We start from the raw sequence: 18,113 nt of genomic DNA on the forward strand, positions 1-18,113 counted from the left end.
AACAACTGGCCTGAATCTTGCTTTAGCCAAAATTAGTATCTTGTTTTTTTGAATTAAAAATTAAATTGTTTAAGCCTCATTATGAAATATTATTTAGCACTATTATCTCTCATTTTTTTTATTACTTGTTCGGCATTTTCGCAGGAAAAAGTGGTAAAATACAAAGTTTTAAGTGGAGAAACCGTTAACCAGATTGCTGAGAAATTTAAGGTTACGCCTTATGATATTTATTCATTAAATCCTGATGCGCGTGCCGGAATTTCGCCAAATTCTGTTTTGTTGATTCCAACAGTTGCCGGAAAATCAGTAGCAAAAGCAGATAAAAGCAATGTTTCAGGAAAAGAGAAAACGCACGAAGTACAGCCAAAAGAAACTTTATTTGGAATTGAAAAAAAATACGGTGTTTCTGATGAAGCTTTAAAAGCAGCAAATCCGTTTTTGGTTGCCAATGGTTTGCAAATTGGTCAAACACTAGTTATTCCTTCAAAAGGATCGATGCCAAAAACTGATAAACCGGCTAAAACTTCTGGTCCTGAAAAGTATGTATATCATGATGTTGTAGCAAAAGAAACTAAATATTCGATTGCAAAACAATATAAAACTACGATTGAAGATTTAGAAAAACGTAATCCTGAAATTGTAACAAGTTTGCCGGTTGGTTACAGATTAACTATAAAAGGTACGGCTCCTAAAACAGAAACTTCAACACAAGTTGTTGAAAATACTGTTAAAGCGGAATCTAAAAAACCTGTTGAAACTACTAAAAAAGTGACAACATATATGGATTATCAGGTAAAACCAAAAGAGACTTTTTATAGTTTGACACATACGTTTCATGTAACTCAGGAAGAATTGACAGAACTAAATCCATCACTTTCTGAAGGCGTAAAAGAAGGAATGGTTTTAAAAGTTCCGTCCGGATATGTAGCGGCAGTTCCTATTGTGGCACAACAACAACCAGTGGTTGAAAAAACAATTGAGAAACCGATTGAAAAGCCCGCTGATAAACCTGCAGATAAGCCAGTTGAAAATACAGGAGGAGGAATCAGGATTCTTGAAAAAGTAAAATCTGAAGAGGTTTCTGTTAATCCGGAAGTTGTTGAGTTAACTAAGAAAAGAGGACAAACAGAACGTAAAAAAGTAGTTTTGTTGCTGCCTTTTAATATTGCTAAAATGCAAAATGATACAACAAGTACGGCAACCCGCTTAAAAAAGGATAAGTTTTTGAATATGACCCTTGATTTTTATTCAGGAGCTATGATGGCGATCGATTCGGCAAAAGTTCTAAAATTGCCAATTGATGTTGCTATTTACGATTCGCAGGAAACGAAAAATACATCGAATGTGTCGAGCTTAATTGCACAGAATAAATTGCAGACTGCAAATGCGGTTATCGGACCATTTTATCAAAGCAATGCCGAAGCTGCGGCAAATTCATTGCGTTTGTATAATGTGCCTGTAATTTCGCCATTATCAAAAGATACAGCAAATCCAATCGATAATTTATACCAGTCAATACCAACAAATGATGTCGTTAGAAATGCAATTTTTGATTATATGCGTGCTAAAAACGGAAATATTGTTGCCGTTGTAGATAAGAAAAAAGAGTCGGTTATAAATTATATCAAGCAAAATCAAAAAGGTGTTGTTTTTGCAGCTTTGTCTGAAACCGGAGGTTTAGATGTAGCAAATTTAAAAAGTTTGTTATTGCCAAACAGACAAAATTATGTGGTAATGGAAACGGCAAATACGGCAATGATCAAAACGACTATAAAAGCTTTGATTGATGCGCAAAAATCGTGTCAGGTTCAACTGGTAATTTTAGAGCCAAACAGTACGCTTGATACAGACGAAATTAGTTTTGATAATCTGGTAAAATTAAATTTAATGTATCCTTCGGTAACGCGTGAAAGTGATGAACAGCCGGTTTTAATCTTTGAAAAAGAATACAGATTGAAAAATAAAGTGAATCCTAATTCGTATGCAACTCGTGGTTTTGATGTTACTTTTGATACTATGATGCGTTTGGTACAAGGAAAAACCTATCAGGAAACGACAGATTTAATGACAACAGAACAAGTTGACAATAAATTTCAATATTACAAAAAAGATGATGGAGGACACGCAAATAAAGGTGTTTACATTTTATATTACGATTCAGACTTAACTTTAAAAGTAGCAAATTAATGACATCAAAAGTAACCTATTTAGGCGATTTAAGAACAAAATCAATTCATGTGCAATCAGGAAGTGAAATCATTTCGGATGCACCATTAGATAATAATGGAAAAGACGAAGCTTTTTCTCCAACAGATACAGTTGCCAATGCTTTAGCCAGTTGTATGTTTACAATTATGGGAATTAAAGCTCGCGATATGAACATAGATTTAAGTGATTCGACAGCGGAAGTGACTAAAATAATGAATGCTGAACCAAGACGAATTGGTGCAATTGAAGTTGTTTTTGAAATGCACGGAACTGACGATGAAAAGAATAAAACAATTCTGGAACGCGCGGCAATGACTTGTCCCGTGTTTTTAAGTTTAAATTCGGAGATTGAAAAACGAATTACTTTTAACTGGAAATAGTTTATAATTTATATTAAAAACCATCATGAAAGTGATGGTTTTTTTATGTCTTGAAGTTTTTGTTTTCCGATTAGAAATTAAAAATTAACAAAAATTTCATAGCCGGATATTAGTTATAAAGAACTAATTGGGTTAAATTTGTTTGCAAAAAAAATGCATGATTTTGCATAAAAAATGCATGATTTTGCATAAAAAATGCAAAATATACACTTATTAATTTTTGAGTGTAACAATCTCTCTTATAGGTTTTTATGTAAAAAGTCGGGTGGTAAATCTTTCTATAATTCCATTTAAAGATGTTATCTTTATATGGGATTGATTACTAAGGTTTTATGTTTTGTTAAGAGATTAAAAAAATCAAAAAAAAATATATATCATGTTAAAAAGTAAAATCGACAAAGCAACGGGATTCGAGAAACGATTCGAAAACATCAATACGGTTGTTTTTGAAAATTCGTCTGACGCTTCAAAAGCTGTTGCTCAGGAAATTGCCGCTTTAATTCAGTTAAAACAAAAAGAAAACAAACCTTGTGTTTTAGGTTTGGCAACGGGTTCTTCGCCAAAAGGATTGTACGCCGAATTGGTACGTCTGCATAAAGAAGAAGGCTTGAGTTTTAAAAACGTAATCAGTTTTAATCTGGATGAATATTATCCGATGCAGCCCAACTCAATCAACAGTTATGTTCGTTTTATGAAAGAACTTTTGTTTGACCATGTTGATATTTTACCTGAAAATGCGCATGTTCCCGACGGGCTTTTAACGAAAGAACAAATCGCGGATTATTGCCATGATTATGAAACAAAAATCGAAGCTTTGGGCGGAATCGATCTTCAGATTCTGGGAATTGGAGGAAACGGACATATTGGTTTTAATGAATCGGGTTCGCTGCAAAACTCAAAAACAAGATTGGTCGCTTTAGATCATATTACAAGAGTGGCAGCAAGCAAAGATTTCTTCGGACTGAGCAATACGCCAAGAACCGCAATCACGCTTGGCGTTAAAAAAATCATGGAAGCCAAACAGGTTATTCTACTCGCTTGGGGAGAAGGAAAAGCCAATATTGTAAAAAAATCGGTAGAAGATGAAGTGACCAATCGCGTGCCGGCTTCGTTTTTACAGGAACACAATAATGCTGTTTTTATTCTGGATAAGGAAGCATCTTCAAAACTAACAAGAATCAACAAACCGTGGCTGGTAGAAAAAGTAATCTGGACAGACAAACTAAGCCGTAAAGCGGTTTTAGGATTGGCGCTTCAGCTTAAAAAGCCAATTTTAATGCTAACTGATGCCGATTATATCGAACATGGAATGAGCGATTTACTGGCAGATTCAGGTCCGGCGTATGACATTAACATCAAAATATTCAATAAACTGCAAAACACGATTACAGGCTGGCCGGGCGGAAAACCAAATGCAGAGGATTCCAACCGTCCGGAAAGGGCAGAACCTGCCAAAAAACGTGTATTGATTTTTAGTCCGCATCCTGATGATGATATTATCAGTATGGGAGGCACTTTTATGCGTTTGCAGGAACAGGGGCACGAAGTGCATGTTGCGTATCAAACCTCCGGAAACATCGCTGTTGCGGATGATGAAGCACTAAGATTCGCAAGATTTGTAATTGATTATAACGAGAAATTCGGAATAAAAAGTGAAGAAGCGGATAATATTTACCAAAAAGCACAAACGTTTTTAGAGAATAAAAAGAACAGTGAAATTGATATTCCCGAAGTGCGTTACATCAAGGGCTTAATCCGAAAAGGCGAGGCGAGGGCAACGAGTCATTTTGTTGGATTGAGTGATGATCAGATTCATTTTATGGAACTGCCTTTTTATGAAACCGGAACAATCGAGAAAAAACCAATCGGACAGGAAGATATTCAACTGACGATGGATTTAATAGAGAAAATAAAACCACATCAAATCTATGCTGCGGGAGATTTGGCAGATCCGCACGGAACACACAAAGTTTGTCTGGACGCTATTTTTGAAGCTGTAAAAGCATTAAAATCAAAGCCTTTTATGGATGACTGCTGGCTTTGGCTGTATCGTGGTGCATGGCAGGAATGGGGAATTGACGAGGTTGAAATGGCGGTACCAATGAGTCCGGATCAGGTTTTGGCAAAACGCCACGGAATCTTCAAACACCAATCTCAAAAAGACGGCGTTGTTTTTCAGGGAACTGATGCAAGGGAGTTTTGGCAAAGAGCCGAAGACAGAAATGCAGAAACGGCAGCTTTATACCAACAATTAGGTCTGGCAACTTATGCGGCAATGGAAGCTTTCGTGAGATGGCATTATTAGTTTTCAGTTTTCAGTGCCAGTAGGCAGTTATTGTAAACTGAAAACTGCGACAGCAAACTGCGATTACGACTGTAAACTATTTTAAAATTCGTGGCAAAAAAAATAAAAAATAGCAATAGCTTTGCATGAACAAGAAGCAAGAAAAAAGAATAAGTCAATATTCTATTTTCTTGCTTCTTTCTTCTTAAAAAAATGGAACCAGACAAAAAACTTCTCATAAAATTAGCTCATACCAAAATGCCTTTCGGGAAATACGAGGGAAAATTTCTAATTGATTTACCTGAATATTATGTCGTTTGGTATCACAATAAAGGTTTTCCAAACGGAGAATTGGGGCAGCAATTAGCGCTTGTTTACGAATTAAAACTTAATGGTTTGGAGGAATTGATTCGCAATATTAAAAAGCAATATCCAAAACCTTAAAAATAGTAAGAAAAATCTTTTGCTATATCGTTTTTTTTATTTAAGTTTGGTATGTAAAAATATTACAATTCTTAAAACAAAGTGATACCACAGAATTCCAGACTGAATTTATATATGTGTACAAGTCAGTGTTTTAAATGAATAATGTTTTTATTTATATTAGATATAAAAAATATTATAATTTTTAGAAACATATTGACACCACTGAATTCGAGCCTGAATTTTTAAATGTGTACAAGTCAATGTTTTAAAATTATAATATTTTTTTTATGTTAAAAACTTACCTCCACTACCATTAAATTATATTAACTGTTTTTTTATTTTTATAAAATAAATTAGTAGTTATATGGAAAACAATTTGATACCGCCTAATGCGGGAGAAAATAAAGGTCAAACAGCATTAATCTTAGCAATACTTGCATTTATTTTCTTTTTTATTCCTTATTGTTCTTTACTTTCTATACCTCTTGGAATTGCTTCAATAATTTTTGGAAGTATTGGATTATCACAGGCAAAAAAGGCAAATGCTCCTGTTTCTAAACCAAAAACAGGATTAATAGCAGGAGTTGCAGTAACATCTTTTATAATTCTTTGCGTAGTAGGTGTGATAAGTTTTATGGCAATAAAAAATATAGGTCGTAAAGAAAAAATGGAAAACACTATCAGATTGGAAATCTCTCGCAAGCGTGATTCAGTTAACGCAAAAATCGACACTACTAAAATCAAAAAAAATCAATAAGTAATAACTTGCTCTTAAATTTCTTTGTCCTCTGGATTTCAAGAAAGGCACATAAATAAGCGGAATGTTGTAAAAAAGGACTAATTAAAAGTTAAAATTATTGAATTAGAAAAGAAGTTATAGTTCTGTTTAAAATTTTGCAAATTATCTCATTCCCTTATTGGCAAATTATCTAATTAAATTTGTACTTTTGCCAAGTTTTTTACACAACTACAATACAAACAACAACAGAATGAATCAAACAAAATATATTTTTGTTACAGGCGGTGTGACTTCTTCTTTAGGAAAAGGAATTATCGCGGCATCTTTAGCAAAATTGTTACAAGGAAGAGGGTATCGTACGACTATTCAAAAATTTGATCCGTATATCAATGTAGATCCGGGAACATTAAATCCTTATGAGCACGGAGAATGTTATGTAACAGATGATGGTGCCGAAACAGATTTAGATTTAGGTCATTACGAGCGTTTTTTAAATGTTCCTACTTCTCAGGCTAATAATGTTACTACAGGAAGAGTTTATCTTTCGGTTATTGAAAAAGAAAGAAGAGGAGAATTTTTAGGAAAAACGGTTCAGGTTGTTCCTCATATTACAAATGAGATTAAAGACAGAATGCAATTGTTGGGTAATTCAGGTGATTATGATATTGTAATTACTGAAATTGGTGGAACTGTTGGTGATATTGAGTCGTTACCATATATTGAATCTGTTCGTCAGTTGGTTTGGGAGTTGGGAGAAAATAACGGAATTGTTATTCATTTAACGTTAGTTCCTTATTTGGCCGCTGCGGGTGAGTTGAAAACAAAACCTACACAGCACTCTGTAAAAACGTTGATGGAAAGTGGTATCAAAGCAGATATTTTGGTTTGTAGAACTGAGCATGAATTGTCTCAGGAATTGCGTCAAAAACTGGCTTTGTTTTGTAATGTTAAAAAAGAAGCTGTTATTCAGTCAATTGATGCTTCGACAATATATGAAGTTCCAAATTTAATGCTTGAAGAAGGATTAGATGTTGTTGCTTTAAAGAAATTAGATTTACCTAAAAAAGCTGCTCCGGATTTAAAAAACTGGAATACTTTTTTACGCAGATTAAAAAATCCAAAACACACCGTTAATATTGGTTTAATTGGAAAATATGTAGAAATGCAGGATTGTTACAAATCTATTTTAGAGGCGTTTATTCATGCAGGTGCTACAAATGAAACTAAAGTTAATGTGATTTCTATTCACTCAGAACATATTAATATTGATAATGTTGAGGAAAAATTAGGAACTCTTGACGGAGTTTTAGTTGCTCCGGGATTTGGAGAAAGAGGTATTGAGGGAAAAATTGAAGCAGTTCGTTTTGCACGTGAGAACAACATTCCGTTTTTTGGAATTTGTTTAGGAATGCAAATGTCTGTTATCGAATATTCAAGAAATATTTTAGGTTACAAAGAAGCGAATTCTACTGAGATGAATGATAAAACAAAACATCCTGTTGTAGATTTGATGGAAGAACAAAAAACAATTACGGATAAAGGTGGAACAATGCGTCTTGGTGCGTGGAAATGTGAAATTAAACCAAACACGTTAGCGCATAAAATTTACGGTCAGAAAACCATTTCAGAGCGTCACCGTCACCGTTATGAGTACAATAATAAGTATAAAGACGAATTACAAAAAGCAGGTTTAGTTGCTTCTGGAGTAAATCCTGATACAGGTTTAGTTGAAATTATTGAGTTAGAAAATCATCCGTTTTTTATCGGGGTTCAATACCATCCTGAATATAAAAGTACAGTTGCCAATCCGCATCCAATTTTTGTAAACTTTGTTGCTGCTGCAGTAAATGCACATAAAAAATAATAATTAATATTCTAAAGGACTGTAACTTTTGGGTAAAACGCATTACTAATAGCCTTTAACGAATAACTTTTTTAAAATTATAATGGAAGAAAAAAAATTTGACCTTAATTCAATCATTGGTTTTGTATTGATATTTGGAATTTTGATTTGGATAATGTATCAAAATCAACCTTCTGACAAGGAAATTGCTGCTGAAAAAGCCAAGAAAGAATTAGTTGCGAAGCAAGAAGCTCAGGCTAAAACTGCTACCGCGAAAACTGCCGTTGTGGCTCCTGTTGCTGTAACTCCCGGAGATACAGTTCAATTAGCACAATTACAAAAAACGTTAGGTGGTTTTGCTTATTCTGCTACACTTCCTTCTGCAAAAGAGTCTTTTACTACAATTGAAAACGAAAAAATCAGACTTAAAATCGCTAATAAAGGTGGTTATATAGTTGAGGCTACGCTTAAAGAATTTGAGAAATTTGAAAAAGGTTCAAAACAATTAGTAGAGTTGATTAAAGACAATAATGCTAATTTGAACATTCAGCTGCAAACTACTGACAACAGAACTTTAAATTCTAAAGATTTGTTTTTTGAACCAACATTAACAAAAGTTGGTGCTGATCAAATTCTGTCAATGCGTTTAAAAGCCGGTGCAAACGAGTTCCTGGAATATAAATATATTTTAAAACCAAACGATTATTTAGTTGGTTTTGATATTCGTTCCCAAGGTTTAAATAAAGTATTAAACTCAGCTAAACCATTAGATTTAGTTTGGGATTTAAAAACATACAGAAACGAGAAAAGTATTTCTTATGAAAATCGTTATGCAGAAATTTATTATAGCTACGAAGATGGGAAAGAAAGTTATGTAGGACAAGGTACTCTTAAAGAAGAAAATCCTGAAAAAGTTGATTATGTTGCTTTTAAACAACACTTTTTTACAACAATTCTACAAACTAATACATCTTTTGAGAAAGCACATTTAGTTTCTGAAAATCTGGTTAAAGACGAAAAAATTGATACTGTTTATACAAAACAATTCAAAGCTACCGTTCCTTTGGCTTTTACAAACGGAGAAGTTGATTATAAAATGAGTTGGTATTTTGGACCATCTGATTATAAAGTTTTAAAATCATACGATAAAAATTTTGAAAAAATTATTCCATTAGGTTGGGGAATTTTTGGTTGGATTAACAAATGGATTTTTATTCCATTATTCGGATTTCTAAGTTCATATATTGCTTATGGAATTGCGATTATCGTCTTTACAATTCTTATCAAATTGGCAATGTCGCCAATTACTTATAAGTCATTCCTGTCTCAGGCTAAAATGAAAGTTTTGCGTCCTGAAATTACAGAGTTGGGAGAAAAATTCAAAAAAGACCCAATGAAAAAACAACAGGAAACAATGAAACTGTACAACAAGGCAGGAGTAAACCCAATGGCAGGATGTATTCCGGCATTGATTCAGCTACCTTTTATGTATGCATCGTTTCAATTTTTCCCGTCGGCTTTTGAGTTAAGACAAAAAAGTTTCCTTTGGGCAAACGATTTATCATCTTTTGATGCAGTTGTAAAATTACCGTTCCATATTCCATTATATGGAGATCATATTAGTTTGTTCCCAATTTTGGCTGCAATTGCAATTTTCTTCTATATGAAAATGACTTCAGGAGATCAGCAAATGGCTGCTCCTCAACAAGAAGGTATGCCGGATATGGCAAAAATGATGAAAATCATGATTTATGTTTCACCATTAATGATGTTAATTTTCTTCAATAGCTACGGTGCAGGTTTGAGTTTGTATAACTTCATCTCGAACTTAATTACGATTGGAATTATGTTTGTAATTAAAAACTATATTGTTGATACAGATAAAATTCACGCTCAAATTCAGGAGAATAAATTGAAAGAGCCCAAAAAGCCAAGTAAATTTCAACAACGTCTTCAAGATGTAATGGAGCAGCAAGAAGCTGCGAAAGCACAGAATAAAAAGAAATAAGAAATAAAAAAATCTCGATTTATCGGGATTTTTTTATACCCTTCAATATAATTTATAAAGGACAATTTCGTTTAAATTTAAAATTGAAACTATATGATTTTAAAAAAAATATTATTTGGATTCGCATTGCTGAATGCACTTTTTATAAACGCTCAAACTGACATTAATAAACTGGATTCTAACGGAAAAAAAGACGGTTTATGGAAGGGAATTTACGAAGTTTCTAAACGTCCGCGTTACGAAGGGAATTTTAACCACGGAAAAGAAAGCGGAGTATTTAAATTTTTTGACGACACTAAAAAAGGCGATATAATTGCAACACGTGATTTTAGCGCCAATGACGGAAGTGCTTATAATATTTTTTATGATCAGAATAAAAATAAAGTAAGCGAAGGTAAAGTGATTGGAAAAAATTATGAAGGGCAATGGAAGTATTACCATAAAGCTTCGAAGATTGTAATGACAGTCGAAAATTACAAAAACGGAACACTCGATGGCGCGAGAACTGTTTTTTATCCAAATGAAAAAGTTGCTGAAGAAATGACTTATGTAAATGGAAAAAAGGAAGGCATTTATAAAAAATTCGGTCAAAACGGAATCATTTTAGAACAAACTACATATAAGAATAATGAATATAACGGCGATGCTGTTTTTTATGATTCTGATGGAGTTGTAGCATCTAAAGGAAAATTTTTGAACGGAAAGAAAGTAGGAATGTGGCAATTTTATCTAAAAGGAAAATTAACCAAAGAGGTAAATATGAGTGATCCGAAAAGTAATTATCAGGCAGATTCAAAACCTAAAACAGAATAGATTATTAGTCATTAGTCCGCTTTGCAAACTTTTTTCTAAATTTGATTCGCTAAACACTTAATTAAATGGATTTAAACGAGCTTTCCGGAAGATTTTTATTGTTGTTTTTTTCGATCCTGATTTTATATTTTTTCTCAAACAGAAAAGATAATGAAACCATAAATCCGTTGATGGTTATTGTGGGTCTTTGTACTTTTTCGCTTTGTTATTTGTTTACAAAAATCGAAATTGGAGTAGGAATAGGGTTTGGATTATTTGCTATTTTTTCTATTTTGAGATTTCGCACGCAATCTTTTACCGTTAATGCGATTATCTTTCTTTTTGCTACGATTACACTTTCTATTCTGGATATTTTATATCCGTATGAAAAGATCGAAATTCTGCTCTTTTTTCAAATTATTATAATTGGTTTTTATGTCATTGCTTCCGTTATAGTGAATAAGAAAACGTCTAAGTATTTAAATACTGTTGGTGTCAAAATTACATTAGACAGTAATTTTTCTTTAAACAATCAAAGTATCAGAAAGGCGATTCAGGATAAAATTAACATTGAAAATTTCGACTTTAAAATCGTTACTATAAATACGGTTTCAAACGAAATTGATCTTTTGGTTTTATACTAATTAATCATTAAAAGGTCTGACTTGTTTGATGTATAAATCTCTGTTTTCTCCAACAATTTTGAATTCAATATCTATGGGATGAAAGGTGTTTTTTCGCCAATAGCGATACATTTTTTCTTCTATTTTTTTGCTGGCGAGAAAAAGATTGCTGATTTCCTTCATATTCAATAAAGGCTCATTATTGTTGAGATTAGAGTTTGAAGTATAATCAACATCAAAATCAGTTTCTTTTGTTCCTTCTGTAAAATGATATACAATAAACTGCTCGCAAATTTCTCCTTTTTCGGGTTTTACAACTGAATTTTCCCCTTTTTGAACATTCACCGTAATTCCTGAAAAATTTTCCCTGAATATATTTTTTGTAATCACAACGCCATTAGCCAATTCATCCGGGAACGAACGATGAACTAAAACGCCCATTGCAATATTTTGCTGATCAATACCAAAAAGTTCTCTTTCGGTAAAAGAACTTTCATTCCAGGCGCTTGCCCAAACCTGTTTAATCGCTTTTTCAAAAGTTTTAATACTATCACCTAAAATCCCTGTTTTAGAATCATAAAGTCCTGCGCCATTAAAATCATCCATATCTTCAGCATTTGTCGAAGATCTAAATCTGAAGTTTTTGAAAGCTGCATTTTTAAAAGTCTGATTTAATTTGGTAATTAATGCAGGATCAATTGGTTCTTTTTTTATGGCATCACGTATTTTTTTTAATTGTTTATTTACCCATATTGTTGAATCTTTATGCGAATAAGCGAGAAGTTCATTAATTAAGGGTGAAATCGATTTTTTTTGAATGTGTTTGGTATAAAAATAAAACGGAATAGCATGCGCATCTTCTGGTGTTTTAAACGGAGTTTCTTTTGAAATGGCTATTAAGTATGCCATATTTTGCGCTTTCGAACCTATATAATTTACTCCATTTTTTGGAATAGCAGCTAAATTGACCAATTCAGTAACACCATTATCAATAATTAGCTTTTTCTTCTTTTTAATAACTTTTTGCGTTATTTTTTTATCCGTTTCTTTGATGTAAAAAGTATCAATTGCAATTTTTAATTCTACTTTTTTAGAAATTAATCTTTTAATATTAGGATCTTTAAAAACCGTTGTATACGCCATAATCGGAATTTTTCTGTTCTTGCCCAATAATACTAAATGGCTCAGCGGAGTTTGTAATTCATTTACGATAATTCCGCGCACATTGGGTAGAATATCCGGCGTTCCGTCCAGAATAATAATTTCGTCAGGATTAGGCTTAATACTTTCTAATTCTTTGATTTTATATTGTTTTAAAATACCCACATTTTTGCCGGGAACAACTTCCTGATAACTTAGTTCATTAAAAATATAATCTGATTTTACACAGGGAATTTTAAATTTTTGCTGCTGAAACCATTCAATCTGCTCAGGATTATTCAGATAAAATTTTAAATCCTTACCAATAAAAGAAGAACTTACGATTAGATTATAAAAACGTTCCAATAATACAATTGGCATATGATCTGAAGCCGCCAGTTCAAAAATCCATTTGTCGGTTCCTTTAATATGATTCAGATTTCCCAGCAAAAATTCCCTGTTTTTTTCGGTATTGCTATAATTGTTCTCATTAAAAATATCAAGTTCTTTATTGTATCCCAAATAATTTGTTACAAAGTCAAAATGCAAACGAATAAGACTGCTGTTGAAGTAATACATTTTTTGTTTTTTCAAATCATAAATCACTTTTACCGATTCGATGTTCGAAAATTTATCGGATAAAGGTTTGCCTTTAAATGCTTTATAAGCGGCATAATTTTTTAATGTCGCACTATAATTTTGTGCACTTAAAGTGGTGAAAATGATAAAGAAAATAAAAGTAAAAATCTGTTTTAACATGACATTTTTATTGATGATTAAAAGTAATTAAAAAAAGCAATAAGTTTTATCTACACTTGCATTATATAAACTAATTAAAACCAATATAATTTTCTAAAATATGACTTACCTTTGCACCCTTATAAAAACATAAAGGAGTTAAAATGAAACGTGTAGTTGTTGGACTTTCCGGTGGTGTAGATTCTAGTGTTGCTGCTTATTTATTGCAACAACAAGGATATGAGGTTATTGGGCTTTTTATGAAAAACTGGCATGATGATTCGGTAACAATTTCTAATGAATGCCCTTGGTTAGAGGACAGTAACGACGCTTTATTAGTTGCAGAAAAACTCGGAATACCGTTTCAAACTGTTGATTTGAGCGAAGAATACAAAGAAAAAATCGTTGATTATATGTTCAACGAATACGAAAAAGGGAGAACTCCAAACCCTGATGTGCTTTGTAATCGCGAAATCAAATTTGATGTTTTTATGAAAATTGCTTTAAGTCTTGGTGCTGATTATGTGGCAACGGGACATTATTGTCAAAAAAACGAAATTGAAGTTGACGGAAAACCGGTTTATCAATTAATTGCCGGAGCAGATAACAATAAAGATCAATCATATTTTTTATGTCAATTATCACAAGATCAATTGGCAAAATCCTTGTTTCCTATAGGCGCTTTAACCAAACCGGAAGTACGCGAAATCGCTGCTGAAATGGATTTGGTAACAGCAGAAAAGAAAGATTCTCAAGGTTTGTGTTTTATTGGAAAAGTACGTTTACCGGAATTTTTGCAGCAAAAATTACAGCCTAAAGAAGGTAAAATTGTTCAGATTGATAAAAATGATCCTATTTATGCTGTCGAAAAAGATGCTGGTTTATCATTAGGTTCTGCACTAAAATTAGAAGCTCAAAAGCGAGATTATCTTCCAACAATGGGAAAAGTTGTGGGCAAACATCAGGGAGCTCATTATTTTACGATTGGACAAAGAAAAGGGTTGAATGTTGGCGGAACTACAGATCCGTTATTTATCATTGCGACTGATGTTGAAACCAATACTATTTATACAGGTTTAACAAGCAATCATCCTGGATTGTTTAAAAAAGCTTTATTTATCGAAAAATCTGAAGTGCACTGGATTCGTACTGATCTTAGTTTGAAAGTTGGAGAAACTATGGAAGTTATGGCAAGAATCAGATACCGTCAGCCTTTGCAAAAAGCAACTTTACACCAATTTGAAGATGGAATGTATGTTGACTTTGATGAACCGCAATCTGCTATCACAGAAGGACAATTTGCAGCTTGGTATTTCGGTAATGAATTAGTTGGTTCGGGAGTAATTTCTTAGATTTATACTTTTTTACAAAGGTTTTGCCTTTAAAAAAGTAAACTATGAGATATAACTTTACATTTCTTCTATTACTTCTTTCGTTCGCGGTATTTTCGCAACAAGAAGCCTGGGTTTATTTCAATACTAAGCCTAACGCTCAATTGTTCTTTAATAATCCGTTGACAGAACTTTCTCAAAAAGCTTTAGATCGAAGAACGAATCAAAACATAGCTTTAGATGTTACAGATGCGCCTGTAGAAACTTCCTTTATAGATCAAATAAAAGCCAGTACCGGAATAACGGTAGTGGCACAGTCTAAATGGTTAAATGCACTTCATATTCGCGGTACGCAGGTAGATATCAATGCTTTGAAATTATTATCTTTTGTACAAAAAGTAGATTTTGCAGATAAAACTTTAAATATTACCGGAAAAAAAGTTTCAGAAACCAGTACAAGTCAAACGCTTAATAAACTAAAAACAGCAATTGATTATTCATACGGTAATTCTGCAAACCAAATTCAGATGCTGAACGGACAAGTTTTACATCAGCAGAATTTTACCGGAGAAGGAAAAATTATTGCGGTTTTAGATGCAGGGTTTCCTGGTGTTAATACGGCTCAGCCCTTTGAAAATCTTAGAAATAATAACCGAATTCTGGGCGGTTATGATTTTACCACAAGAAATGCTAATTTTTATACAGGAGGAAGTCATGGAACTTTAGTACTTTCTGCTATGGGCGGTTACAAAGTAAATTCTTTGGTAGGAACAGCTCCAAATGCATCTTATTATCTTTTTATTACAGAAATTGATGCTTTAGAAAACCCTCTGGAAGAATCACTTTGGGTTGAAGCTGCCGAAAAAGCAGATGCTTTAGGCGTTGATATAATTACTACTTCATTAGGATATTTTGGTGAGCGTGACGAAGCGAGGTATAATCATACCTATAGTGATATGAACGGAACCACAACTTTTATTTCGCGTGGAGCAGAAATAGCTTTTAGTAAAGGAATGATAATTTTGGCTTCGGCGGGAAATGAAGGAGCTAAAACTGAACCACATATTGGTTCTCCGGCTGATGCAGTTTCGGTATTAGCAATTGGATCAGTAACGGCTTCTAAGGTAAAATCTGGTTTTAGTTCAATCGGCCCAAGTTATGATGGCAGAACTAAGCCCGATATTATGGCGCAAGGATCTGCTTCTGTACTTTCTGATGTCAATGGAACTATAATAACTTCGAATGGGACTTCGTTTTCATGTCCGATTATGGCAGGAATGGTCGCTTGTTTGTGGCAGGCTTTTCCATCAAAAACGAATCAGGAAATTAGGCAGATGATTTTAGAATCTTCAGATCGATACACAAACCCGAATAACAATTATGGATATGGAATTCCTAATTTTGGATTGACTTTAGGAGTAGAAAATTTTGAGACTCCTGCTTTTTCAGTATTTCCAAATCCTGCAAAAACAACTATTTCTTTTTCTTTCTCTCAACAAAATGATAAAGCTTCGGTTGTTATTTATTCTGTTTTAGGACAAAAACTTATTGAGAGAGAAGTCACTAACGAAAATCCTGTTCTTTCTGTTCAGCCTTTAAAAAGCGGACTTTATTTTTATACTTTTGATGCCGAAGGTTTACATAAAACCGGAAAGTTTATCAAGCAATAATATTTTTTTAATGAATAAAATTACCCAACTTTTCAATATAAAATATCCAATAATTCAGGGAGGAATGATTTGGAACAGCGGATATAAATTAGCATCGGCAGTAAGTAATTCCGGAGGTTTAGGTTTAATTGGTGCCGGTTCGATGTATCCGGAAGTTTTACGTGAACACATTCAAAAATGTAAAAAAGCGACTGATAAACCTTTTGGTGTCAATATTCCGATGTTATATCCAAACATCGAAGAAATTATGAATATTGTTGTCGAAGAAGGCGTGAAAATCGTTTTTACTTCGGCAGGAAATCCCAAAACATGGACTTCTTTTCTTAAAGAAAAAGGAGTTACAGTCGTGCATGTAGTAAGCAGCAGCGTATTTGCACTTAAAGCCCAAGAAGCCGGAGTAGACGCAATTGTTGCTGAAGGTTTTGAAGCCGGAGGACATAACGGACGTGATGAAACGACAACGTTAACATTAATTCCGATGGTGAAAGAAAAAATCCAAATTCCGATAATTGCTGCCGGCGGAATTGCAACCGGCAGAGGAATGCTGGCCGCCATGATTTTGGGTGCAGACGGAGTTCAGGTTGGAAGCCGTTTTGCAGCATCAATAGAATCATCATCACACAATAATTTTAAGCAAAAGATAGTTGATATAAAAGAAGGCGATACTCAATTGACATTGAAAGAATTAGCGCCTGTAAGACTGATTAAAAATAAGTTCTATCAGGACGTTCAGGATTTATATGAAAAATGTCCGTCAAAAGAAGAATTAATTGAATTATTGGGCAGAGCAAGGGCTAAAAAAGGAATGTTTGAAGGTGATCTTGATGAAGGAGAACTTGAAATAGGTCAGATATCAGGATTAATTCATGAAATTTTACCTGTTGAGCAAATTATTCAGCAAATGATAGCAGATTTTGAAATTGCGTGCGTGGAAAAGGCTAAATTTGAGTTTTAATTATCTGCAAGAATTATTTTATGAAAACCGCATACATTTATATAGTATTACTTTTTTTTGGACTTGGTTTACAGCAAACATATAGTCAGTCGTATCAATTTAAAACGTCAGGCTTTAGTGTTTTAGAAAAAAATGAAAGAGGGAAATGGGGCGAATGGTCCAATCTTGATTTAGTAAATCTTTCGGTCGTATTAGATACAAATAAGCATCGAATTGTAGTTTATTCACAAGAAATTCAGCTTTTTAGAATCATGGATTATATAGAACGAGAAGAAAATGATACTGATATTACGTATTCTTTTCTGTGCAAAGACAATAACGGAATAGATTGTAAACTTTCTATCATTACCCGCAAAAAACAAGATTATCGAAAGCAACTTTACATTAACTACGAGGATCGTATTATTGTTTATAATATATCTTAATTTTTAAACATCAAACCCGCCAGGTTTTTAAAACCTGGCGGGTTTGATGTTTTTAATAGTATCTTAGATACTCAGAAACTCAGAAGCTTTCTCCTCTAAGAAATATCTTTTATAAACTCATCATACTCTAAATAAAACATTTCAAGAGCATGCATTTTTTCAAAAAAGAAATCAAAAATAGCATCCCAATTATTGCGGTTACTAAAACCGACACCTTGTTTTTCAATCCAAATTCGGCTAATGGTTTTACCACTTTCCAGCGTATAGTTTTTTTCGTAAACCAAATCTTTGATGAATTCCTCTTCGAGAATGTTTTTTAAAGCTTCTATTTTTTCAAAATAAGCAGTTCGTTTTTCATCGCTTCGAGGTTCTATGTCAATTAGAACTTGTGCTTTTTTATTATCTACAAAAAACTTAAAAGAAAAGTCTTTGATTTTGGTATCATAAAGAACCCATTTTCGTGGATATTTTTCGGCGAAAGCCACCCAAAACTCTCTTTTTAACTTTTGTGATTCTTCTCTGCTGTACATTTTTATGGCTTTGGTTTTAGA

General features: G+C 33.2%; 15 protein-coding genes. 13 read left to right on the forward strand and 2 right to left on the reverse strand.

Annotated elements, in window-relative coordinates; all coding sequences use genetic code 11:
* Nucleotides 1-81 precede the first annotated feature (81 nt).
* The 9 genes from OLM54_RS01690 to OLM54_RS01730 all read left to right on the forward strand — a co-directional run bounded on the left by OLM54_RS01690 (nt 82) and on the right by OLM54_RS01730 (nt 11,324).
* Nucleotides 82-2,187, forward strand: coding sequence for a LysM peptidoglycan-binding domain-containing protein (locus tag OLM54_RS01690; protein ID WP_264536883.1), 2,106 nt, complete (start codon nt 82-84; stop codon nt 2,185-2,187).
* Nucleotides 2,187-2,588: an OsmC family protein gene (locus OLM54_RS01695; protein WP_264536884.1), complete on the forward strand. Its 402-nt coding sequence runs from the start codon at nt 2,187-2,189 to the stop codon at nt 2,586-2,588. The genes OLM54_RS01690 and OLM54_RS01695 overlap by 1 nt, the downstream gene beginning before the upstream one ends.
* A gap of 376 nt (nt 2,589-2,964) precedes the next feature.
* Nucleotides 2,965-4,893 (forward strand): glucosamine-6-phosphate deaminase, encoded by a 1,929-nt coding sequence (gene nagB / locus OLM54_RS01700; protein WP_264536885.1) that lies wholly within the window; start codon nt 2,965-2,967, stop codon nt 4,891-4,893.
* Between the two features lie 192 nt (nt 4,894-5,085).
* Entirely contained in the window at nt 5,086-5,316 is a 231-nt protein-coding gene (locus OLM54_RS01705; RefSeq protein ID WP_264536886.1) for a DUF3820 family protein, read from the forward strand.
* Between the two features lie 346 nt (nt 5,317-5,662).
* Nucleotides 5,663-6,055 carry a hypothetical protein gene (locus OLM54_RS01710; protein ID WP_264536887.1) on the forward strand — a complete coding sequence of 131 codons (393 nt, stop codon included), beginning with the start codon at nt 5,663-5,665 and terminating at the stop codon, nt 6,053-6,055.
* 232 nt (nt 6,056-6,287) lie between these two features.
* Nucleotides 6,288-7,901, forward strand: a complete 1,614-nt coding sequence (locus tag OLM54_RS01715) for a CTP synthase (protein WP_264536888.1) — start codon at nt 6,288-6,290, stop codon at nt 7,899-7,901.
* Nucleotides 7,902-7,983: 82 nt separating this feature from the next.
* Nucleotides 7,984-9,888, forward strand: a complete 1,905-nt coding sequence (yidC, locus tag OLM54_RS01720) for a membrane protein insertase YidC (RefSeq protein ID WP_264536889.1) — start codon at nt 7,984-7,986, stop codon at nt 9,886-9,888.
* A gap of 93 nt (nt 9,889-9,981) precedes the next feature.
* Nucleotides 9,982-10,701: a toxin-antitoxin system YwqK family antitoxin gene (locus OLM54_RS01725; protein ID WP_264536890.1), complete on the forward strand. Its 720-nt coding sequence runs from the start codon at nt 9,982-9,984 to the stop codon at nt 10,699-10,701.
* 65 nt (nt 10,702-10,766) lie between these two features.
* The gene (locus OLM54_RS01730) at nt 10,767-11,324 is read left to right on the forward strand and encodes a DUF4956 domain-containing protein (RefSeq protein ID WP_264536891.1); all 558 of its coding nucleotides are present in this window, start codon (nt 10,767-10,769) and stop codon (nt 11,322-11,324) included.
* On the opposite strand, the gene OLM54_RS01735 is transcribed toward OLM54_RS01730, so the two are convergent.
* Nucleotides 11,325-13,202 carry a PEP/pyruvate-binding domain-containing protein gene (locus tag OLM54_RS01735; RefSeq protein WP_264536892.1) on the reverse strand — a complete coding sequence of 626 codons (1,878 nt, stop codon included), beginning with the start codon at nt 13,200-13,202 and terminating at the stop codon, nt 11,325-11,327.
* A gap of 143 nt (nt 13,203-13,345) precedes the next feature.
* On the opposite strand from OLM54_RS01735, the gene mnmA reads away from it, so the two are divergent.
* From mnmA to OLM54_RS01755, 4 genes are read left to right on the forward strand one after another with little or no spacing between them, the layout of a single operon-like run.
* Nucleotides 13,346-14,533: a tRNA 2-thiouridine(34) synthase MnmA gene (gene mnmA, locus OLM54_RS01740; protein WP_264536893.1), complete on the forward strand. Its 1,188-nt coding sequence runs from the start codon at nt 13,346-13,348 to the stop codon at nt 14,531-14,533.
* Between the two features lie 44 nt (nt 14,534-14,577).
* Nucleotides 14,578-16,182 carry a S8 family serine peptidase gene (locus tag OLM54_RS01745; protein ID WP_264536894.1) on the forward strand — a complete coding sequence of 535 codons (1,605 nt, stop codon included), beginning with the start codon at nt 14,578-14,580 and terminating at the stop codon, nt 16,180-16,182.
* 10 nt (nt 16,183-16,192) lie between these two features.
* Entirely contained in the window at nt 16,193-17,137 is a 945-nt protein-coding gene (locus tag OLM54_RS01750) for an NAD(P)H-dependent flavin oxidoreductase (protein WP_264536895.1), read from the forward strand.
* Between the two features lie 20 nt (nt 17,138-17,157).
* A complete protein-coding gene (locus tag OLM54_RS01755) occupies nt 17,158-17,562 on the forward strand; it encodes a hypothetical protein (protein ID WP_264536896.1) in 405 nt (134 codons plus the stop codon).
* Nucleotides 17,563-17,657: 95 nt separating this feature from the next.
* On the opposite strand, the gene OLM54_RS01760 is transcribed toward OLM54_RS01755, so the two are convergent.
* Nucleotides 17,658-18,092, reverse strand: coding sequence for a DUF4268 domain-containing protein (locus OLM54_RS01760; RefSeq protein ID WP_264536897.1), 435 nt, complete (start codon nt 18,090-18,092; stop codon nt 17,658-17,660).
* Between the last annotated feature and the right edge of the window lie 21 nt (nt 18,093-18,113).

It is taken from the genome of Flavobacterium sp. N1736 (assembly GCF_025947065.1).
GTDB lineage: Bacteria > Bacteroidota > Bacteroidia > Flavobacteriales > Flavobacteriaceae > Flavobacterium.